The sequence below is a fragment of the Algibacter sp. 2305UL17-15 genome (assembly GCF_040720935.1).
In the GTDB taxonomy this organism is placed as follows: Bacteria; Bacteroidota; Bacteroidia; order Flavobacteriales; family Flavobacteriaceae; genus Jejuia.
Genome location: NZ_JBFDAE010000009.1, coordinates 119967 through 141198, shown reverse-complemented (window position 1 = coordinate 141198; position 21232 = coordinate 119967). Strand labels below are relative to the sequence as shown.

General features: G+C 33.4%; 20 protein-coding genes. 12 read left to right on the top strand and 8 right to left on the bottom strand.

Features of this window, described 5'->3' with window-relative positions; all coding sequences use genetic code 11:
- Positions 1 to 260: 260 nt before the first annotated feature.
- The 5 genes from ABXQ82_RS11525 to alaS all read right to left on the bottom strand — a co-directional run bounded on the left by ABXQ82_RS11525 (position 261) and on the right by alaS (position 7083).
- Positions 261 to 2114, bottom strand: coding sequence for a PQQ-binding-like beta-propeller repeat protein (locus tag ABXQ82_RS11525; protein ID WP_367059477.1), 1854 nt, complete (start codon positions 2112 to 2114; stop codon positions 261 to 263).
- A 67-nt stretch (positions 2115 to 2181) separates the two neighbouring features.
- Positions 2182 to 2706: a DUF6252 family protein gene (locus ABXQ82_RS11520; RefSeq protein WP_367059474.1), complete on the bottom strand. Its 525-nt coding sequence runs from the start codon at positions 2704 to 2706 to the stop codon at positions 2182 to 2184.
- Positions 2707 to 2876: 170 nt separating this feature from the next.
- Complete coding sequence (locus ABXQ82_RS11515) at positions 2877 to 3842, bottom strand: GSCFA domain-containing protein (RefSeq protein WP_367059471.1); 966 nt, start codon at positions 3840 to 3842, stop codon at positions 2877 to 2879.
- An 81-nt stretch (positions 3843 to 3923) separates the two neighbouring features.
- Positions 3924 to 4301 (bottom strand): GxxExxY protein, encoded by a 378-nt coding sequence (locus ABXQ82_RS11510; RefSeq protein ID WP_367059468.1) that lies wholly within the window; start codon positions 4299 to 4301, stop codon positions 3924 to 3926.
- A gap of 148 nt (positions 4302 to 4449) precedes the next feature.
- Entirely contained in the window at positions 4450 to 7083 is a 2634-nt protein-coding gene (gene alaS / locus ABXQ82_RS11505; RefSeq protein ID WP_367059465.1) for an alanine--tRNA ligase, read from the bottom strand.
- A gap of 211 nt (positions 7084 to 7294) precedes the next feature.
- Here alaS and ABXQ82_RS11500 point away from each other — a divergent pair, with 211 nt between their 5' ends.
- From ABXQ82_RS11500 to ABXQ82_RS11480, 5 genes are all read left to right on the top strand, one after another.
- Positions 7295 to 8266 carry a M23 family metallopeptidase gene (locus tag ABXQ82_RS11500; RefSeq protein ID WP_367059462.1) on the top strand — a complete coding sequence of 324 codons (972 nt, stop codon included), beginning with the start codon at positions 7295 to 7297 and terminating at the stop codon, positions 8264 to 8266.
- Positions 8266 to 8595, top strand: coding sequence for a MerR family transcriptional regulator (locus tag ABXQ82_RS11495; RefSeq protein WP_367059459.1), 330 nt, complete (start codon positions 8266 to 8268; stop codon positions 8593 to 8595). Before ABXQ82_RS11500 ends, ABXQ82_RS11495 begins: the two co-directional genes overlap by 1 nt.
- 233 nt (positions 8596 to 8828) lie before the next feature.
- Positions 8829 to 9425, top strand: coding sequence for a LemA family protein (locus ABXQ82_RS11490; RefSeq protein ID WP_367059456.1), 597 nt, complete (start codon positions 8829 to 8831; stop codon positions 9423 to 9425).
- A gap of 8 nt (positions 9426 to 9433) precedes the next feature.
- Complete coding sequence (locus ABXQ82_RS11485) at positions 9434 to 9871, top strand: TPM domain-containing protein (RefSeq protein WP_367059453.1); 438 nt, start codon at positions 9434 to 9436, stop codon at positions 9869 to 9871.
- A gap of 9 nt (positions 9872 to 9880) precedes the next feature.
- Positions 9881 to 10744 (top strand): TPM domain-containing protein, encoded by an 864-nt coding sequence (locus ABXQ82_RS11480; RefSeq protein ID WP_367059450.1) that lies wholly within the window; start codon positions 9881 to 9883, stop codon positions 10742 to 10744.
- Between the two features lie 35 nt (positions 10745 to 10779).
- Here ABXQ82_RS11480 and ABXQ82_RS11475 read toward each other — a convergent pair whose 3' ends face one another.
- Together ABXQ82_RS11475 and ABXQ82_RS11470 are read right to left on the bottom strand one after the other, a co-directional pair.
- Positions 10780 to 11784 (bottom strand): sugar kinase, encoded by a 1005-nt coding sequence (locus ABXQ82_RS11475; protein ID WP_367059447.1) that lies wholly within the window; start codon positions 11782 to 11784, stop codon positions 10780 to 10782.
- Between the two features lie 80 nt (positions 11785 to 11864).
- The gene (locus tag ABXQ82_RS11470) at positions 11865 to 11990 is read right to left on the bottom strand and encodes a hypothetical protein (RefSeq protein WP_367059622.1); all 126 of its coding nucleotides are present in this window, start codon (positions 11988 to 11990) and stop codon (positions 11865 to 11867) included.
- Positions 11991 to 12094: 104 nt separating this feature from the next.
- Here ABXQ82_RS11470 and ABXQ82_RS11465 point away from each other — a divergent pair, with 104 nt between their 5' ends.
- From ABXQ82_RS11465 to ABXQ82_RS11440, 6 genes are all read left to right on the top strand, one after another.
- A complete protein-coding gene (locus tag ABXQ82_RS11465; protein WP_367059444.1) occupies positions 12095 to 12658 on the top strand; it encodes a carbohydrate binding domain-containing protein in 564 nt (187 codons plus the stop codon).
- A gap of 25 nt (positions 12659 to 12683) precedes the next feature.
- A complete protein-coding gene (locus ABXQ82_RS11460; protein WP_367059441.1) occupies positions 12684 to 14102 on the top strand; it encodes a hypothetical protein in 1419 nt (472 codons plus the stop codon).
- A 79-nt stretch (positions 14103 to 14181) separates the two neighbouring features.
- Positions 14182 to 14772: a hypothetical protein gene (locus tag ABXQ82_RS11455; protein WP_367059438.1), complete on the top strand. Its 591-nt coding sequence runs from the start codon at positions 14182 to 14184 to the stop codon at positions 14770 to 14772.
- Between the two features lie 199 nt (positions 14773 to 14971).
- Complete coding sequence (locus tag ABXQ82_RS11450) at positions 14972 to 15412, top strand: hypothetical protein (protein ID WP_367059435.1); 441 nt, start codon at positions 14972 to 14974, stop codon at positions 15410 to 15412.
- Positions 15413 to 15502: 90 nt separating this feature from the next.
- Complete coding sequence (locus ABXQ82_RS11445; protein ID WP_367059432.1) at positions 15503 to 17599, top strand: hypothetical protein; 2097 nt, start codon at positions 15503 to 15505, stop codon at positions 17597 to 17599.
- Positions 17589 to 19313 (top strand): O-antigen ligase family protein, encoded by a 1725-nt coding sequence (locus tag ABXQ82_RS11440; RefSeq protein WP_367059429.1) that lies wholly within the window; start codon positions 17589 to 17591, stop codon positions 19311 to 19313. The genes ABXQ82_RS11445 and ABXQ82_RS11440 overlap by 11 nt, the downstream gene beginning before the upstream one ends.
- Before the next feature lie 24 nt (positions 19314 to 19337).
- On the opposite strand, the gene der is transcribed toward ABXQ82_RS11440, so the two are convergent.
- Positions 19338 to 20642: a ribosome biogenesis GTPase Der gene (gene der / locus ABXQ82_RS11435; protein WP_367059426.1), complete on the bottom strand. Its 1305-nt coding sequence runs from the start codon at positions 20640 to 20642 to the stop codon at positions 19338 to 19340.
- 76 nt (positions 20643 to 20718) lie between these two features.
- Between der and ABXQ82_RS11430 the strand changes: the two genes are divergently transcribed.
- Positions 20719 to 21225: a GTP-binding protein gene (locus ABXQ82_RS11430; protein WP_367059423.1), complete on the top strand. Its 507-nt coding sequence runs from the start codon at positions 20719 to 20721 to the stop codon at positions 21223 to 21225.
- Positions 21226 to 21232: the final 7 nt, after the last annotated feature.

Sequence of the window (21232 nt, the reverse complement as noted above, 5' to 3'; positions counted from 1 at the left end):
ATTGCTCTAAAAACCAACTTTAAAACAAGTGTTAAAAAAGATTAAATTGTGATAAAAATTAACCCACAAAAAAAACACCAATCACTTATGTATTCTTACGAACCAAGTGACTGATGTTTTCTGTATGAACTGATTAATAGCAATGTCAATCTACAATTAAAAGTGATATGTTAATTAAATTTTCGACAAAGTGTTATTAAAAAAGATTAAGCGCAATAATTAAATTACTGCGCCCAATCAACAAATCTCAACAACAAGATTTATTTTGTAAGATTATACGCGTAGATTGTTTTATCGTTGAGTTTGTAATACAGGTAACCCCCAAATTTATCCACCTCATAATCAGGCTTTTTATCCTTTAGAAGAATTTCCTTCTCTATACTCCCCGTGTCTTTGTTCAATTTCATTAAACCAACACCATCGTCTAATTTTGTTAAAACAAATTGCGCATCTTGCGATGCAGATGTAGCTGTAAAACGTTTTAACATTTCAGCAACAGATGCGCTAGAAACATTAGCCATACCTTGAGCCATATTATTTAAACGATCGCCTCTTGCAGTATATTGACCAATATAATTACGCTCGCCACCTGCTTCATAGGATGCAGAAGCTGATGCTGCTGCCGAAGCCAAAGCCATTGCTCCTGCCAATGCTGCTCCAAAGGCACTTTTCCCTGGTGCCCTTTTGTATTCATGCCATTTTACCTTACCGTCCCAATCTAAAAGCATCATATTTTGATCTGATGATAGCAAAATTCCATTGTCTCTAATTTCAATATCAGTTGGGTCTTCCTTACCATCAAAATCAGCTTCCATTAATAGTTCGGAAGTTCCAGAATTAGCATCGATACTAAATAATTTTTCATCTGCAACAATTAGGTATTTATCATTTTTCTTATCATAATCTGAAGTTACCCTATTGGCTCTTTTAAACTTTAGTGGTTTTTTCCATACCTGATCTCCCGTATTCAAATTAACAATATTAGCATCTTCCGAAGTGATGTAAATCAATCCTTGAGGCGTTGTTGCCATGGTAAGGATATTTTCTCCAGTTTTTAAAGGCTTTTTAAACAACGTAGTACCATCATAAGCTACCTTATTGATCCCTCCTTCTTTAATTCCGAAGAGAATACCGTCGTCCATAATATAAAAATGCTGCACATAACCTTTAGTTTTTGGTGCTTTTTCCCAAAGATCTGTACCATTAGCTGCACTAAACATCGTAATTCTAGATTCAGCTTTTGCAGCAGCTAGTTTGCCTATACCCTTATTTGCTGATGGTGCTACATCACTAACAACTGCCAATCCTTGAGGTAAAATTTCAAAATTAGAGACACTTCCTTTTACTTTGCGCTCTTCAGACCAAGACGGCGTGCCATTTGCTCCAATTTTATAGATTCTTGTGTTTTTCCTATTTGAAGTTTGTGCAAAGGCATAAATATCTTTTTCGGTCTTATCTGCAACCATCCAACCAATATTCTTCAGTTCATTTTCCCAAACTATACGTCCAGAATTCATATCTACCTTCATCAAGCCTTTGGTGGTCGGAATAATAATCCCATCCGAAAGCACTAGAGGGGTTCCCATAACAGTCTTAGTCCCTTTAAAAATGTATTGACTTAGCTCTTTACCTAAAGCCAAATCGTATATTGCTAAAGCCTGGGGAAATAGCATCCCTACTTTTCGCTGTCCTGTCACGAGAAGTCTATTTTGAGATAATAACATCTGAGTTTTACTTATAGATTTCCAGCCGTTTTCTTCAGCATTGAAAATTATTTTACCAGACATATAATCTATTATAGACCTTTTTTTCACCAGTCCTACCCCAAAACCTGCTTTACTTACAATGACATAAGGTGACCCTGAAACAATCTCTAATTCTGTTTCTGGGTTTATTTTACCATAGTCCGTAAAATTAAATAACAAACCATCTTGCCCTGGTTTTATTGCTGCCAATCCATCATTTGTTGTTACCAAAACGGTACCACCATCAGTAATTGTCATCTCACCTATTTTTGCGCCCAAATCATAATTCTGATCTGGAGTTTCTGCCTTTTGTGCGTTTAACATTAGCGATCCTGCCAATAGAAAAACAACTGTTTTTAAATGTCTCATTGTTGATTTTGTTTTAAAAACAGTACCACACCTTATATTAAAAAGTGTAGTACTGCCAGTTAGGGTGTTATACTGTAACTTTTGATAAATTGAATTTTCCATCGGTAATATTCTTCACAGAATCGTCACCGCTATTTTTTCCTTTAAATGAAAACTCTCCTTCAACGTTACTATCCGTTTCATCTGTAATTTTAATAGATTCTACTGCGCTATCTTTATAAGGCGCACTCCATATTTGAGTGTTTGTTGGATTACTTACATCTGTTTCAGTATAAATTGCAGTATTTGCGTTTAGCCCCGTAGATTCAATTTTGTATGTACCTGGGCCGGTGTAATTCCAAATCACAATATTTATGGATTGTCCGTTAGAATTACTGCTTTGAATTACCAAGTTTTTCTTTCCATTTGTGGTAGCTAAAGTTGCTTGCCCCAAATTGTTGAAGTTTTTATAACTTGCACCATCTACATTAGCAGTCATAGTGCCAGAACCTACTTCTCCCCCGCCACTACTGTCATCGTCTTTTGAGCACGACGTAATTGTTAGTAATGATCCCATCATTACGAATAACATAATTTGTTTTAAATTTCTCATTGTTGAATAATTTTATTGATTAATAGTTCAACAAAACTGCAACAATAAGGAAAGGGAATCAATACGATGAATTACGTATATTACGATATACGATTTTAGAATTACGATTTACGAAAAGTGAATTGTTTTGAAAAAAGAGAAGAGAACAAAGAGAATAGAGAAAAGGATTCTTAAAATTTGAAATGAGGAAATGTTTTCTGAAGTTGTTTTTGCTTCTGGTTTAAATTTTGAAGAAACTTTTGGTGCGCCTCAGAATTAGGATTGAAGGGTTTGTGCTGAAGTCCTTTTTGAATGGTATCAACGGCGTCCATTATTTTGAAAGATGCATCAGAAATCCAAACGTCTTTAAATTTTTCCCAGATATAATTGACGGCGGTTTCATTAGGATGAATCATATCTTCTTTATAGAAACGATAATCGCGCAATTCATCCATCATGATTTCGTAGGACGGGAAGTAAAAAGAATTACGATTAACGATTAACGATTTTTGATTTAAGAACTTATGGATAGTCGAGATTAAATGGGCTTTACTTTGTGTGTTTTCAATAAAACCATCTTTTAAATGACGTACTGGAGAAACAGTAAATAAAATTGAAACTTTTGGGTTAATACTTTCAATTAATTTTGCAATTGTATTTAATGAATTATAGATATCGTCAACAGATTGTAATTCTTTCTCAAACTGTTTTTGCGGCACTTTATGGCAATTCGCAACAATAGTATCGGATTTTAAAAAGCGGTATCCCCACGCTGTACCTAAAGTAATTATAATGTGTGTAGATTCTTGGATTTGCTTATGAGCCGTTTGAATATTTTCATTTAAAGCTTTTAATAAATTTTCTTTTGAAGGGTTGCTCAATTTTGAGTGCGCATCAAAACAATGCCATTGTTCATTATGAAAGAAGCTATCTTTTTCATTATACACCTTCTTATCGATAACATTTTTGATGAATGTTTCAATGGCTTTAGGATGAAATAAGATTCCGAATGGATTTTGAAGGTTTTGAAACTTGAAATACTCTAGCTTATTTGCTATGTTTTCTGAAAAACACGAACCAACTAGTAAGATACTCGAATTGTAGTCTATTTGATTTTTAGACTGTTTTTTTAGTGGTATTTTCGTTTGTAATTCCATGATTAATCTCGCAAAATGTTTCTCGCAAAGGCGCGAAGACGCAAAGAGTTTCCGATAAATTGTAAAATACGGAAATTTATTTTACAATTTATTCACGATTCTTGTGATGCCATTTTTTATTAATACTTGATTGAAGTTGATGAGTAAACCTAATTTCAATTCCGAAATCTTTAAATAAGTCAGCAATTGTTTCTGATGGACTGGTGCTATTTTCTCTATAGATTTTAACTCAACTATTACTTTATTCTCAACTATTAAATCTGCTCTAAAACCAACATTCATTACTACATCTTTATAAAATACCGGTAAGTTTTTCTGACGTTTTACATCCAATCCTTCTTGAGTAAGTTCATAACAAAGTACTTCTTCATAAACAGATTCCAATAACCCGGGACCAAGTGCAACATGAATATGGTAACATTTATCAACTATTATTTTAGCAATTCCATTTTCATCCATAACTCTTTGCGTCTTAGCAACCTTTTGAGACTATTGTAAGTACTCCTGCTTTCAATTAACTATTTATAAACAATATCCAAGCAATTTCATTTTCAGCTAAAACTCTTTGCGTCTTCGCGCCTTTGCGAGACCATTTTATTTTGCGAGCTTATTTTAAGTACTCTTGCGCCTTCAACAAAGCCTCCTCAATCCCGGCAGGATGCTTCCCACCCGCAGTAGCAAAAAACGGTTGTCCACCACCACCACCTCGAATATACTTCCCAAGTTCTCTAACCACTTGTCCCGCATTTAAACCTTTACTCCCAACCAATTCTTTCGAGATATAACAAGACAATAACGCTTTCCCATTTTGTTCCGTAGCAAATACTAAAAATAGATTGTCAAACTGACTCCCCAATTCAAAAGCGACGTCTTTTAATCCGCCAGCATCCAAATCTAATTTCTTTGCTAAAAACTGAATGCCATTTATATCTTGTAACTCATTTTTAAGTTCACCTTTAATAGTTGCAGCTTTATCTTTTAGCAAGCCTTCAATTTGTTTTTTCAGGCTCGCATTTTCATCCAGTAAATTTTGAAGTGCTTTTACAGGTTCTTTTGCATTATTCAATAAATCTCGCATTTCGAAATAAGCACGGTTATTTTCAAAATAAAAATCCTTTACCGCATCGTTTGTAATGGCTTCTATTCTTCTAATTCCAGAAGCTACTGCGCCTTCAGACACAATTTTAAAATGCCATATATCAGAGGTGTTTTTAACATGTGTCCCTCCGCACAATTCAATAGACTTTCCAAAGCGAATAGATCTTACCGTATCTCCATATTTCTCGCCAAATAAGCTCATTGCGCCTTCTGCAATCGCTTCTTCTTTTGGGATATTTCTTTTTTCAATCAAAGGTAATTTCCCTTCTATTCGTCGGTTAACAAAATTTTCAACATCCCGTAATTCTTCGACTGTTAATTTGGAAAAATGCGAAAAATCAAAACGCAAATATTTAGAGTGAACAGCACTCCCCTTTTGCTCAATATGCGTTCCTAAAACCTCACGTAACGCTTGATGCAATAAGTGTGTTGCAGTATGGTTACATTCAGTTCTGTGGCGTTGTTTTGCATCAACTACCGCTTTAAAAGATTCATTAATATGCTTTGGCAAGTTTTTAGCAAAATGAATGATAACGTTGTTTTCCTTTTTTGTGTCCAATATATAAACCACATCGCCGTGGGTATCTTCTAAATAGCCTTTATCGCCAACTTGCCCGCCCCCTTCAGGATAAAACGGCGTTAAATTGAATACCAACTGATACATATCCCCCTCTTTTTTAGAAGTTACCTTTCTGTATCTGGTTAATTTTACATTTGCCTCTAAAGTATCATAACCAACAAATTCTTCCTCTGCATCGTCAACTAAAATTGTCCAATCATCGGTTGACATTTCACTTGCTGCCCTAGAGCGGTTTTTTTGTTTTTGAAGTTCTTCGTTAAATCCTTTTTCATCGAGTTTCAACCCTTTTTCAGACAGAATTAAAGCAGTTAAATCAATAGGAAACCCGTAAGTATCATACAACTCAAAAGCTTTTTTTCCAGAAACAGTATCTCCTTTTGTTTCTTCAACTATTCTACTTAATAAAATTAAACCTTGATCTAGCGTTCTTAAAAACGATTGTTCTTCTTCCTTAATCACATTTTCAATCAACTGTTTTTGAGCTTTCAATTCCGGGAATGCTTTTCCCATTTGATTGCTCAACACATCCACCAACCTGTAAATAAACGGTTCTTTTTTATCTAAAAATGTAAAACCGTAACGCACTGCACGGCGTAAAATTCTTCTAATCACGTAACCCGCGCCTGTATTACTTGGCAACTGTCCATCGGCAATAGAAAACGCCACTGCGCGAACATGGTCTGAAATGACACGAATAGCTATATCTTGCTTTTCCTCTTGTCCATACTTTTTATTCGTAATTGTTTCAATTTCACGAATTATAGGTGTAAAAACATCGGTATCATAATTGGACTTCACACCCTGCAACACCATACAAAGTCGCTCAAATCCCATACCGGTATCAATATGTTTACTGGGTAAAGTTTCCAAAGCCCCATTAGCCTTTCGGTTGTATTGCATGAACACCAAATTCCAAATTTCCACCACCTGAGGATGGTCCATATTCACTAAATCTCTTCCAGGAACTTTAGCTTTCTCTTCCGCGGAGCGAATATCTACATGTATCTCACTACAAGGGCCACAAGGGCCTTGATCTCCCATTTCCCAGAAATTATCCTTTTTATTGCCTTTTAAAATTCGGTCTTCACTAATATGTTGTTTCCAAAAATCATACGCTTCGGTATCCATTCCCAACTTATCCTCGTCACTTCCTTCAAAAACAGTAACGTATAGAATATCCTTATCAACGCCCAAAACGTCCACTAACAATTCCCAAGCCCAAGCAATGGCTTCTTCTTTAAAGTACCCGCCTGCCGGACGCTCAGGGTCTCCAAAACTCCAGTTTCCAAGCATTTCAAACAAAGTATGGTGGTACGTATCATAACCAACCTCCTCTAAATCGTTATGCTTTCCAGAAACACGTAAACATTTTTGGGTATCGGCAATCCTATTATTCTTCGGTGTTCCGTTTCCTAGAAAAAATTCTTTAAAAGGCACCATACCAGCATTAACGAACATTAGGGTAGGATCGTCTTTTAAAACCATGGGCGCTGAAGGTACGATACTATGGTTTTTGCCTTCAAAAAAACTTAAAAATTTAGATCTTATGTCTTGAGATTTCATTGCTATAAATATTCTCTTATTAGTTAAATTATAGTATTTGCAAAACAATCTTTATATTTACTCACCAATTTAAATTTTGGTGTTCGATAACCTAATTTTTTATAGCCATCAAGAAAATGGTTAAAATATTAAGACCATTTTATCGTTTAGCATAAAAAATCAACATTAAAAATTGAGTTTTGTAAGCTGCAAAAATAGTATAATTTAGGTAATGAGTAAGGTAAAATTTTATTACGATCCAGAATCGCTTTCCTATAGAAAAATTGAGCGCAAAAAACGAAATACGTTTAAGTTTATCTCTGTTTTTTTATTAGCTACAGCTTTATTCGCTTTTTTGTTTGTTTTTATTGCGGGTCATTATTTTGAATCGCCAAAAGAAAAAGCTTTAAAAAGAGAACTTACAAATATGCAATTGCAGTTTGATTTATTAAACAAAAAAATGCAGGAAGCCGAAACCGTTTTGGCAAATATTGAAGATAGGGACAATAACATTTATCGTGTTTATTTTGAAGCGAACCCGATTGCAGAAGAACAAAGACGTGCTGGTTTTGGTGGTATAAATCGCTATAAAAACCTAGAAGGTTATGACAACTCATCCCTAATTATTGAAACCAGTAAACGGTTGGATATTTTACAGAAACAAATTGTTGTACAATCTAAATCGCTTGATGAAATCACACAATTGGCGGAGGAAAAAGAAAAACTATTGGCTGCAATCCCGGCCATACAACCAGTTAGCAATGAAGATTTAACACGTATGGCTTCTGGTTACGGCATGCGCTCGGACCCATTTACCAAAGCACGAAAAATGCATTGGGGCATGGATTTTACAGCGCCTAGAGGCTCTCCGGTTTATGCCAGCGGCGATGGAGTTGTTGTACGTGCTGATTCTGGCTCTAGCGGTTACGGAAACCATATAAGAATAGACCATGGCTTTGGTTACACAAGTTTGTATGCGCATTTATACAAATATAATGTGAGGAAAAACCAAAAAGTAAAACGTGGCGATTTAATAGGTTTTGTTGGCAGTACTGGGCGCTCTGAAGCACCACATTTGCACTACGAAATTTTTAAGGACGGAGACCGAATTAATCCTATAAATTTCTACTACGGAAGTTTAACTGCTGAAGAGTTTAGTAAACTTTTAGAACACGCTACTTTAGAAAACCAATCCCTCGATTAATGCATATAGACCTACCAGAAAAAAGATATTACGGTATTGGCGAAGTTGCCAAGGCATTTGGAGTAAACACATCCTTAATTCGGTTTTGGGAAAAAGAATTTGATGTCCTCAAACCAAAGAAAAACGCCAAAGGCAACCGTAAGTTTACCCCCGAAGACATAAAGAATCTTAAGTTTATTTATCACTTGGTAAAAGAACGTGGCTTTACTTTAGAAGGCGCAAAAATTCACTTAAAAGAAGAAAAGCAAGAAGCTTTAAGCAATTTTGAAATCATCAGTAAATTAGAGGACATAAAAAGTCAATTGATTAAGATAAAAGCGCATCTTTAGTTGATCTTTCCGTTATAAACAATCCAGATTTTTTTATGCATCATTTAATACCGATGGTTGAATAAAAATTACACCTGTAGTCTGAAGCTGCTGAAACTTATTTTAAAAATATAAAAATAAAGCCTTTGAACGAAGTTTATAATCACTATAAAAAGTACTTAAAATAAGTAACTTTTATATAAAATGTGTGTCTTATCAATAACTATTAAAACAACTTATTAAATTAATTTATCATGAAGAAATTTTTACCATTAATTATTATCGGAATTTTAGTAATTGGTCTTTTTTCTTGGGGAAAAAATTTCAATAATACTGCCGTAACACTAGACGAATCTGTAAATGAAGCATGGGGTAATGTACAGACCTCTTACCAACGCAGAAATGACTTAATAGGAAATCTTGTAAATACTGTTAAAGGCGCAGCAGATTTTGAAAAAAGCACTCTAGAAGCGGTTATTAACGCTCGTGCTAAAGCAACATCCATGAATATTGACCCTTCTAATATTACACCTGAGCAATTAGCAAAATATAACGAAGTACAGGGAGGTTTATCTGGTGCCCTAAAAAGTTTATTGGTTACTGTAGAACGCTATCCAGAGTTAAAGGCAAATCAGAATTTCTTAAAATTGCAAGATGAATTAACTAGTACAGAAAACACAATTCAGACGGCGAGAACGCGTTTTAACGAAGCTGTAAAACCTTATAATAATCATGTAAGACAATTTCCAGGGAATTTAATTGCTGGAATCCTTGATTTTGATAAAAAACCTTATTTTGACTCTGAAGCAGGAGCAGATAAACCTGTAGATGTAGAATTCGACTTTAAATAATAGAAAGGATGTCAAAAGTTGAAGATTTCCTGACTACTGCAGAAGAAGAGGACATCGTGGAAGCGATTAGAATTGCAGAACAAAACACTTCTGGAGAAATTAGGGTTCACATTGAAAAAACAGCAAAAGTTGATGCCGTAAATCGGGCCATGGAAGTATTTCATTATCTAAAAATGGACAATACTAAACAGCAAAATGGTGTATTGATTTATGTGGCGGTTGAAGATAAAAATTTCGTGATTTATGGTGACAAAGGCATTAATGATGTTGTTCCAGACAATTTTTGGGAAAGCACGAAAAATGAAATGCAACATCATTTCAAAGCAGGAAATTTTAAAAAAGGATTGATAGCAGGCATTTTAAAAGCAGGTCAACAACTTGAAAAATTCTTTCCCTGGCAACATAGTGATGTTAATGAACTTTCTAATGATATTTCTAAAGGATAGAATTTAAGTATGCAGTTTTCAGTATTCAGTATTCAGTCGCAGTCGCAGTTTAACTTAAAACAAATAGCTACACTTACATTACTGATTGCTATAATATCTACTAGCTTCACTTATGCACAATTTAATATTCCCGAAAAACCCAAATTCCAAACTAGTGTTTATGATTATGCCGGCCTACTTTCTTCTGTTGAAAAAAGCAGCCTTGAAAATAAACTAATAAAATATTCCGATACCACATCTACTCAAATTGTTGTAGCTATTATTGCCACCTCCAAAGGAGAAAACATAGGGCTTTTGGCTCCCAGATGGGCACAAAAATGGGGTATTGGCCAAGCCAAAGAAGATAATGGTGTTTTTGTACTTTTAGCAAAAGATGATCGAAAAATCTGGATTTCCCCAGGTTATGGTGTGGAACATAAACTAACCGCTGGTATTACTGGAGAAATTGTTAGAAATGTTATTATACCAGAATTTAAACGTGGGGATTACTATAGCGGATTGGATAAAGGTGCTGATGCTGTTTTTCAAGTATTGAAAGGAACATATAAGGGCTCAAGAAAACCGAATAAAAAAGGTGGTTTCCCCATTGGATTTATTTTTATACTCATTTTTATTTTCATCATCATACTCATTTCTATTTCTAAAAATAGAAGAGGTGGTGGTGGCAATAGAGGCAACAGGTCTGGTGGGTCTGATTTATTAGAAGCTATCATTCTAAGTAATATGGGACGTGGTAGTTATCGCAGAGGATCTACAAGTGGTTGGGGCGGCAGTTCTTCTGGAGGCGGTTGGTCTTCAGGTGGCGGCGGTGGCTTTGGTGGTGGTTTCGGCGGTGGCGGTTTTTCCGGTGGAGGTGCTGGTGGTAGCTGGTAATTAAATCAGAATTCTTAAATTCACTTTAATAAAAATTACCTATTAAAACGCCCAGTCACATTTCCCTCGACAATACGAATAACCTCATCAATAGTGGCATAATTAACATCGCCCACATAAGTATGTTTTAGCGCACAAGCTGCACTTGCGAATTCCATAGACTTCGTATCATCATAATGCTGCAAACCATAAATTAAACCAGCAGCAAATGCATCGCCAGTTCCTATGCGATCTACAATATGGGTAATGTCAAAATCTTGGGTTTCATAAAATTTAGTACCATTCCACATTCTAGCACGAATTTTATGCCATGAGGAATTTATCGAAGTTCTTATTTTATCAAATACTTTTTCGATCGTTGGAAACTTTTCCATGAGCAATTTACTGGCTTCAATAAACTCCTCATTACTATAATCAAAATTGGTATCCAGCACTTCATTCATTTCATTGATACCACCAATAAATATAGTAGAACAATGCAATAATTCTGTTAATGCCTCTTTAGGGTTTGCACCGTATTTCCATAAACCACTTCTATACGTTGGGTCTGCCGAAACTTGCATGCCTTTCTTTCTTGCTAACTTCAATCCTTCTTTTAAGGTATCAAAACTACCTTGGGTTAATGCTGGCGTAATACCCGTCCAATGAAACCAATTCCCATTTTCAAGTGCTTTCTCCCAGTTTACCATATTTGGTTTTATTTCAGAAAAAGCAGAATGAGAGCGATTATATGAAATTGAACTTGGACGCATAACAGCTCCAACTTCCAAGAAATAAACCCCTAAAGGTCTATTGGAACGGACTATAGCCGTGGTGTCTAAATCAAATTTATTAAGATAAGCTAAGGCTGTGTTTCCGATAAAATCATCTGAAATGCATGTAATATGCTTTACGCTTTCCCCAAAATGGGCAATGGAAAGCCCTACGTTCAGTTCGGTGCCTCCGAAATAGAATTCTACTGTATTAGACTGAATGAATTTTCTATTGCCTCTTGGCGATATGCGCATCATTACCTCTCCAAATGTTATAATTTGATTCATCGATTGGTTGTTTTTAACGTTTAAAAATAACCAATATTAATGGATACTAAACTATAATTTAGGAAATGCTTTTTGAAATATTACTTCTTCCGCATATAAACACTAATAGGCACCCCATGAAACCCAAAATTCTCACGTAGTTTATTTTCTAAATAACGTTTATAGGAATCTTGTACGTACTGGGGTAAATTATAATATTTATGTATGTAATTACTTCGTTTTTTAATGGTAATTTAAAATTATAACGAATTATTTTTCTTATTCATTTTTTTTTTTTTTACATTTGAGACGGAAATTAAAACAATAACACATGAGATTTACTGTATTAATAGCTGCGCTTATGCTTACTGCATTAAGTTATTCGCAAAACAAACTACAAAGCACAGATAGTTTTCAAGATGGTTTGGAGACTTGGCAATATGGCACTTGGGCCTCTGAAACCGATGAACCAGGTGGTTTTATTAGTGCTGAAAGCACAGGAAAAGACGCTTTTGGAGGTTCCGCACGCATACAGGTAGATAAAACAACCGCAAATCCTAATAAGATATTCCTGCGTAGTTTAGGAGTACAATTAGAGGAAGGCAAACGCTACAGGCTTTCGTTTTGGGTTAAGACCGATGCAAAAGACAGTTCGATAAACGTCATGTTATATTCTGATTTCTATACAGGCAGTTTCAACACTTGGGGAGGTATTCTTTCTAAAACATTGAGCTTACAAAATAATAATACATGGGAAAATTTAGAAATAGAATTTGAAGCTAAAAGTGCATATAAGAACTCGCCAGTAGATTTTGATGCCATAGCCCTGTCCTTTGGTTTTGCTAAGCATAAGGGCACTTATTATCTAGACCAAGTAAGCATTGAAGCACTTTAACCTATTCCATTTTAAATTTATAACCATGCAAAAAAAATATAAAATACACATAAAAGCGTTGGCTGTATTATTAATTACAGTTCTAATCGCCGTAGGTTGTGCACAGGACGATATTATTAACTCCCCAAAAGCACAACAAGAAGTAAACCATAGCGAATACACCTTGCTAAAAACAGGAGATAGGCATTTATTAGAACTAAGAAGTACCTTAACAAACAGAAGAGAACAGCTGGCACTTGGCTATAAACGTGGGATAAATTATAAAAATGCACAATGGCATAGAGCAACCATAAAAAAGCATGGCCACCTAGAAATTATATTTGTACCTATTAAGGCAAGCGAAAGTACAAATACCCTCACCTATTTAAATTATGTTAAAAGAACTGGAGCAACAAGTAAAAAAAGTGTATCCCAAAAACAGTTTTTTGTGTATGAGATTGATGCACAAAAAAATATAAAGTTATATTCGTTATCTAAAAGGTTATTGGCAATAAAACCAATTGGAGAAAAGTTTAGGGATGTAACACGTAATTTGCAAAAAAGTAGCGATGAACCAGATAACTGGGAAATGGGAGGCGAATTGGAGACTGTAATTATTACAGCATATATACCAGTTGAAGACCCACCATGGGATCCATGTCCAGAATGTACCGCTGGAAACATTAATACAGACACCAATCCTTATGCTGGTTATCCGAGTTGTTTTTATGACCCTTATGGTTGTGGTGGACCGCCGAATACTAATAACAACAATACTAATAACAATACTTACAACAATAATAATGAAGATGAGGAAAAAGTTGACACTTCCGAACTAAAAGACAAGGAAAAATGTGCCTATGATAAACTAAAAAAAACTAATGGCAATTTATTTAAACAGACAATTGCTGAGTTTGATGTCGACGGTTCTTCATATAATTTAAAATTCGAGTATGGCACATGTTCCACAGGAGGAGAAGCCTGTACAGATGCTAGTGATTTGGGCAATAACAACATAACTATTAAAATTGCTGATACAGGACTATCTGTAATAGAACAAATAGCAAATTTTTTACACGAAGGAATTCATGCTGAAATATATAGATATGTTCATGAGAATGGTGGAAATATAGACCCTAATGATAGAGTTAATTTATATAATCATTACAAAGATTACAGAGTTCAGTCAGGAAGTTTAGACAATACTGATATCGCTCAACATCAGCATATGGCGGATAGATATGTATATCCTATAGCTAGAGCGATGCGGGAGGTTGACGGCAATAGGTTTCCACTTAGTCATTACATGGGATTTGGTTGGGATGGTTTAAGAGCCTATGGAGTAGATGGTTATTACAACGAAAATCTTGAATGGGTGTTTTTTGATAATAATGACAATAATTTTGAAGAAAAAAAGAAAAATATTATAAATACAACAGATGTTGGAAAAAATTGTGATAAATAAATATTTCGTTTCAGTTACATTCATACTAATATTCTTGGGTATAATTTCCTGCATTGAAGGAGAAAATAATAAAAGTAACATGTCATCTACCTATAGTGATAAATACAAAATTATAGGTATGACTATAGATAGTATTTCATCATATATCTCTCCTAGGAATCTTTGGCCTGTAAATCCACCTGCCAATAGAACTAAAAATAAACCTAGTCAACAGGACTCTTTCAAGCACAAAAAAAGTATTGAAAAATATCTTAATAAATATAGAATAATGGCAATTGACACCAGTATAGCTGTTTACATACCTAATCATCAATTTGGTAAAGAACTTATTTTTACCAATAATCGCTCCACAACACAAAAAGTTTACGATAGCTCAAGAGGAATTAAAATTGAGATTAATAAGATAAAATTAGAAAAAACTGACAACTCAATTCATTTTGACTCGATAACTTATTTCAATCCTCTAAAACACATTAGAAAAAGCAGAAGAGATACTTATCTAAATATCGATTACAGGTTTAATTTTTCAGAAATAACTTACAACAAAGATACTACCGAGGCTATAATCAAGTGTATTTACCGATTTGAAGATCGTTATCCAAATAGTGGACTTTTTTTATTTAAAAAAAACAAAGACAATTGGATAATATCTAAAGCTAGATTTTTATAACACATAACCTATCACATTACACCTAATACCCTTAAAAACTAAATTCAGCAAAATTATCCATAGAAAAATTCAGCAAATCCAAAAGGGAATAATTGTACTGATTAGTTCAATTATAATAATATTATGTTTTAGTTGTAAAACTAATAAAAAAATAGTTTCCCAAAAAGATGATATTGTATATCAAATCATATGTGAATTATTGAAAAATTATTATAATGTAACGCCAAAGCAAAAAGATACAATTATTATTAGACCCCCTATTTTAAAATTCAGTACAGAAGATTTTAAAAATTCCATTTTAAAATTTAAGCAAATTGAAAACCATGTAGTAAACTCAACAAAATGTGCAAACCCCATTCATAGTCAATTTGATTTTAATAAAGTTTCTAATTTTAAAGGTTTTGAAAGTAGCATTTGGGACATTAAAAAAATATCTTCTTTAAAAGCAAAGTTGCTACCTATTAATGAGATAACATTTGGTGATAGATATGTTTCTTTGTCATTTCCAATATTTAATGAAAATTTTGATTTAGCATTAATAAAAGTTGATAAGAGTAATGCAGGTGAAATAATATATTTCTTAAAAAAGAAAGAAAACATATGGAAAGTAGATTGTGAGTTGTATATAAGTCAATATTGAGAATAACACTTAAAAAATATGAGTATTGTCCAACTTAATAATTGAGTTTATATTTATGTAATAAATATAATTCTTAAAAATAAATTAATTATGACCTACACATTTGAAGCACTAAACCCCTTAAAAAGCTTAAGGGGTTTAGTGCTTATATTTTTAATTTTAAGTTGCACAAAAAGTAAGAGGATTATACCTGAGAGCACAGGCAATAACAGCAAAGAACTTTTAAGAGTAATAGATCATTTTAAAAAAAAGGATAGTTTAAAATATGTAGCAGCTAGATTTTTAATTAACAATATGGGTTTGCATTATGCAAACTCTAAAACAATAAACCCTATTCCTGTACATCAAGCTGTTTTTAATGAAGTAGACCATCAAGCGAAGTACAATTACAAACATGAATTAACACAAACAAAACCCACTACAAATATTAATTTCCTAAAGTTTGCTACCAAAACAGTTATCCCTAAAATTTTGGATAAGGCTCCAGAATTATCAGTAAGCTACGATACTATTTATGATGTTGAAACGATAACCAAAAATCAACTCATTACACATACAGATAATGCTTTTTATGTTTGGAAAAACTCTAGGTTTTGCAAAAATATGTCTTTTCAAGAGTTTAAACATACTATACTCCCTTACAGATATTTGGACGGAGAGCAATTAAAGTTATCGACTACTTTCAATAGAACGCTACTACACAAATTTATTACAGTAGACTCATTAAATACACTAAACAAAGTTATTGAGCGTTTTAATTTTTATGTGTCTAAAGTGCGATTTTTAACTGGCTTGGTAGATTTTAAAGACGATTTAGGGTTTTACAATGTGTTAAAATGGGAGAAATTAAGTTGTGAGACACAAGCAAATTGGACGGCCAATATATTGAACGATTGTGGTATTCCAACCGAAATCCATCAAACACCTAATTGGCTAAATAGAGACGGCGGACACACTTGGTGCGCCTCTCGTGATGAAAATGGAGTGTATCATCCTTTTTCGCCACAATGGCAAAATTTAGGCGATTCTCTCTTTTATAAAAGGGCTTCAAAAGTTTACAAGAAAACCTATGAAGAGCAAAAGGACACGCCCTATTTTATAAAAGACAACAAAGAGACTGTACCTAAATATTTAGATACTCCATTTTTAAAAGATGTTAGTGACCAGTACCATAATACAGTTACATTAAATATTCCAATAGACGCTATGCCTCAAAACAAAAATTTAGCGTATTTGTCCATATTCGCATCACAACATTGGAAACCTGTAGCATGGGGAAACATAAATAAAAAGACCAAAACAGTACAGTTTGATAAAGTGCCTGTAAACGCAACTTATATTTTTGGATTTTTTAATAACGATGTCTTTTCTCCCGTAGGGAACCCATTTTACGTATCAAAACATGGAAACAGACACTATTTTAATCCAAATAATAACAGTAAAACTACAATTCTGGTCAATGAAAAATATCCTCAAAAGGAACATTTAAAAAAATGGTTAGAACTTTTAAAAGGCGCAAAATTTACTGGTGCAAATAAACCAGACTTTTCAGATGAAGAAACCTTATATGAACTTAAAGAAACGCCTCTACCTATAGTTTATGACATTAATATAACGAGTAAAAGTAGATACAAATATGCGCGCTTTAAAACTCAAAATAACGCAGTTTCTTATTTGTCAATATTTGAGTGTTTTACAAGAAAAGCACCCACAGATTCCATATCATTAGGTACTAGACCTTATATTACAAAACCTTCTGACAAAGTATTAGCTCATGAAATAAAAACATATTCTAAAATTGAAGATATACCAAAAAAATGGAGCACTAATAACACCCGTGATAATTGTTTAGACGGAAACATAGAAACGTTTACCAACAACTTCAGGATAGGATTAAATTTTGAAACCCCAAAACGTATTGATAAAATTCGGTTTGCGTTCAGAAATGCTAATAACTATGTTAATTATAGAGACACCTATAAACTATCTTATTATGATAACGGATGGAAAACCCATAGGGTAAAGAAATCAAAATACAACTATTTAACATTTGAGAACTTACCATCAAACACAATTTACTGGCTATCAAATCTCACAAAAGGAAAAGAAGAACTACCGTTTATATATCATAACAGCAAACAATTATTTTTAAACCACGATAATATAAGCACTTACTTTGAAGATTAGACTCATTATTTTTGGTGTTTTTATTCTATCTACGCTCGTAACTAACTTTAATTGGCTTCCAAATGGCGCATTTTTAGGCAAAGAAATAGCACTAATTGGCGCTTTATCTTTATTAGCATTAGTAAGTCTATTTTATAAAGAATTCTGCATAAAAATTAAGAGCATAGATATAGTGCTAGGTGTATTTTTTATTTATATTTTCTTCACAATCTTATTAAAACCCAATTATTTCGATACAACTAAGTTTTTTGTTATATCCCTATTTTTTCTATTATATTACTACTTAGGAGGTGGTTTTTTTAAAGACAATAAACAAGTTAAGGATTTAATTATTATATTTTTAACAGCTTTTCTTTTTGAAAGCCTAGTAGGATTAATGCAATATTTTGGTAATTTATCAGTACCCCTTAGTGAGCGTTTTTTTTACGTAAAAGGTCATTTTTCAAATCCAGCTCCATTTGCCTGTTTTTTATCCTTTGGCTTTACTCTTGGTAGTGGATTATTACTCTTTTACCCAATAGGAAAACTAAATAAATACATTTTATTTTTGCTTTCTTTTTTATTTGTAGCAGTAATCATCTTATCAAAATCTCGAACAGCAGTATTGTGTTGTTTATTTGTACTCTTATACTCCCTCTATTGTAAATATCAGCATAAACTGAAAAAAAAGTTTGTCTTTTTGTTCTTTTCTGGAATTGGAATTATCAGTAGTTTATTCCTAATAAACCTAAATACAGATTCCATTTTAGGACGGTTTTTTATTTGGAAAATCTCTTTAAAGATTATAAAAGATAATTTTTTGACAGGTATTGGCTTTGGGAACTTTCAGCCAGTTTACATGGAGCATCAAAGTGAATACTTTGCATTGGTTTCTCATAATTCTAAGGAAGCATTACTTGCGGATACGATAAATTTTGCGTTTAATGAATTTATACAGTTGTTTGTTGAAACTGGAGTCATTGGATTTTTATTAGTGATAATTTTAATTACTATCATACTTTATAATTTGTATAAAATCAAGAATAGAGAAACGGTACTACTTTCGGCATTATTACTTAATTTCTTATTAATGTCTCAATTTTCATATCCTTTAAATGAGCTACCCTTATTAATTATACTTTGTACGCTGCTATTTTTAACAAGAAACTATTTTTCTACTATCTATTCTAAAAATTCACATTACGGTTTAAAACTTACTGTATTAAGCTTAGCGATTATAATTGGAATGTTTTGGAGCAGAAATACGATTAAAGCCTACTCTTCTTGGAGTTTATCAAAAAGTGAAGCATTTGGAGGCAATTTAAACACATCTATTCGGCATTTTAAAATAGCAAATAAAAGTTTAGGCAATAATGGGTTTTTCTTATTTAACTACGGTGCTTCGATAAGTGAGGAAGGAAAATGTAAAATAGGCAAACCTATTTTACTAAAAGCAAGCAAATTTTATAACGAGCATTATATATGGGAACTTCTAGGCGATTGTCAAAAAACTGAAAATTTTGAAGAAGCTGAGTTTTATTACAAAAAAGCAATTAATATGTTACCCAAAAAATTTGTTCCTAATTATAAATTATTTTTGCTCTATAAACTCCACGGAAAAACTAAAAATGCAGTTTATATGGCCAATAAAATCTTAAAAAAACAAATAAAAATCCCTTCTTCTGAAATAGAGTATATCAGATTAGAATGCTCTAATTTTCTGTCTGAACTTTAAATTTATAAAACCTCAATAACAAACCTACTTCTTCCGCATATAAACACTAATAGGCACTCCATGAAACCCAAAATTCTCACGTAGTTTATTTTCTAAATAACGTTTATAGGAATCTTGTACGTACTGGGGTAAATTACAGAAAAATGCAAATTGTGGCGTTGGTGTAGGTAACTGCATGATGTATTTAATCTTTACAAATTTACCTTTATATGCTGGTGGTGGATAATGCTCAATAATTGGCAACAGCACCTCATTCAACTTACTTGTCTTAATCTTTTTAGACCGATTTTTATAGACCTCAACCGCTGTTTCAATCGCTTTAAAAATACGCTGTTTTGTTAATGCTGAAATGAAAACAATAGGCACATCTGTAAAAGGTTCCATTTCTTTTCTAATCGCTTTTTCGAATTCTTTGACAGATTTATGGTCTTTCTCCACCAAATCCCATTTGTTAACTAAAACCACAATACCCTTTTTATTACGCTCTGCTAACCAAAAAATATTTTGAACCTGTCCGTCAAAACCTCTATTTGCATCTAAAACCAATAAACAGACATCGCTATACTCAATGGCACGCACACTTCGCATTACGGAATAAAACTCTAAATCTTCCTTAACTTTGGATTTTCTTCTAATACCAGCAGTATCTACCAAATTAAACTCAAAACCAAAACGATTATATTTTGTGTCAATAGCATCTCGTGTTGTGCCCGGAATATCTGTAACAATGTATCTATCCTGCCCTATTAAAGCGTTAATAAAGGATGACTTACCCGCATTTGGCCTCCCTACTACAGCAAACCTCGGTAGATCTTCTTCTACAACCTCTTCCTTTTCTGGAAGCGCTTCAACTAAAGCATCCAATAATTCTCCCGTGCCGCTGCCATTAATACTTGCAACGGTATAATAATCGCCCAATCCCAATGAATAAAACTCTACTGCATCTTCTGCTCGTTTGCCATTATCAACTTTATTGACCACCAAAAAAACTGGTTTGGAAACTTTTCTCAACAATTTCGCAACATCTTCATCCATTCCTGTAACTCCAGATTCTACATCAACCATAAAAATTATAGCATCTGCTTCGTCTATTGCCAACTCCACCTGCTTGTCGATTTCAGCTTCAAAAACATCATCACTTCCTTTAACGTACCCACCTGTATCGATTAAAGAAAACTCTCTGCCGTTCCAATCGGTTTTACCATAATGGCGATCTCTTGTTACGCCACTCACAGCATCAACGATTGCTTCCCGTTTTTGAATTAAACGATTGAAAAATGTTGATTTTCCAACATTTGGTCTTCCTACAATGGCTACTATATTACTCATAATCCTTAAATTGGCTGCAAAGGTAGTGTTTAATATTGAAGAAAAAATAGTAAATTCCCTAAGTAAACACAAAGATATGTCTGTTAAAAATGATATTGTATTAAGACCTCGTTTTAAGATTGAATTAAAGGAAAACAATGCGTCCGTTTTAAAACGTTTTGAGGATTTAAAAACATCCCAAAAGGATTTTAATGTGACAAGAATAGACAATCATGTTTTTATTAAGTATCTAAAGAAAGACCAACACTTTTGGTCGCCACAATTGCATCTTGAAATTGACGAAGTTGATGAAAGCTCCAGCTTATTGCACGGATTATTTGGGCCTAATCCAACAATTTGGACCCTATTTATGTTCCTTCATTTTATGGTAGCTACGCTTTTTATTGCTTTCGGAATTTGGGCCTATACCAATTGGCGATTACATACTGACTTCGCAATACAAATTGGCTTAATGCTGTTAATGGTTATTCTGTGGTTTGGTTTATATTTTGCTGGAAGAATAGGTAGAGATTCCAGCAAAAAGGAAATGATGAAACTCCATGAAGTTATGAACAACATTTTAAAACAAAAAAGTGCTATTTAAAGAAGAA

Coding starts and splice junctions, on each gene's coding strand:
- ABXQ82_RS11480 (WP_367059450.1), top strand. CDS start 9,881: ATGCAGTTTTCAGTATTCAGTATTCAGTCGCAGTCGCAGTTTAACTTA.
- der (WP_367059426.1), bottom strand. CDS start 20,642: ATGAGTAATATAGTAGCCATTGTAGGAAGACCAAATGTTGGAAAATCA.
- ABXQ82_RS11430 (WP_367059423.1), top strand. CDS start 20,719: ATGTCTGTTAAAAATGATATTGTATTAAGACCTCGTTTTAAGATTGAA.
- ABXQ82_RS11460 (WP_367059441.1), top strand. CDS start 12,684: ATGCAAAAAAAATATAAAATACACATAAAAGCGTTGGCTGTATTATTA.
- ABXQ82_RS11500 (WP_367059462.1), top strand. CDS start 7,295: ATGAGTAAGGTAAAATTTTATTACGATCCAGAATCGCTTTCCTATAGA.
- alaS (WP_367059465.1), bottom strand. CDS start 7,083: ATGAAATCTCAAGACATAAGATCTAAATTTTTAAGTTTTTTTGAAGGC.
- ABXQ82_RS11515 (WP_367059471.1), bottom strand. CDS start 3,842: ATGGAATTACAAACGAAAATACCACTAAAAAAACAGTCTAAAAATCAA.
- ABXQ82_RS11485 (WP_367059453.1), top strand. CDS start 9,434: ATGTCAAAAGTTGAAGATTTCCTGACTACTGCAGAAGAAGAGGACATC.
- ABXQ82_RS11490 (WP_367059456.1), top strand. CDS start 8,829: ATGAAGAAATTTTTACCATTAATTATTATCGGAATTTTAGTAATTGGT.
- ABXQ82_RS11455 (WP_367059438.1), top strand. CDS start 14,182: ATGTCATCTACCTATAGTGATAAATACAAAATTATAGGTATGACTATA.
- ABXQ82_RS11465 (WP_367059444.1), top strand. CDS start 12,095: ATGAGATTTACTGTATTAATAGCTGCGCTTATGCTTACTGCATTAAGT.
- ABXQ82_RS11475 (WP_367059447.1), bottom strand. CDS start 11,784: ATGAATCAAATTATAACATTTGGAGAGGTAATGATGCGCATATCGCCA.
- ABXQ82_RS11495 (WP_367059459.1), top strand. CDS start 8,266: ATGCATATAGACCTACCAGAAAAAAGATATTACGGTATTGGCGAAGTT.
- ABXQ82_RS11510 (WP_367059468.1), bottom strand. CDS start 4,301: ATGGATGAAAATGGAATTGCTAAAATAATAGTTGATAAATGTTACCAT.
- ABXQ82_RS11520 (WP_367059474.1), bottom strand. CDS start 2,706: ATGAGAAATTTAAAACAAATTATGTTATTCGTAATGATGGGATCATTA.
- ABXQ82_RS11525 (WP_367059477.1), bottom strand. CDS start 2,114: ATGAGACATTTAAAAACAGTTGTTTTTCTATTGGCAGGATCGCTAATG.
- ABXQ82_RS11445 (WP_367059432.1), top strand. CDS start 15,503: ATGACCTACACATTTGAAGCACTAAACCCCTTAAAAAGCTTAAGGGGT.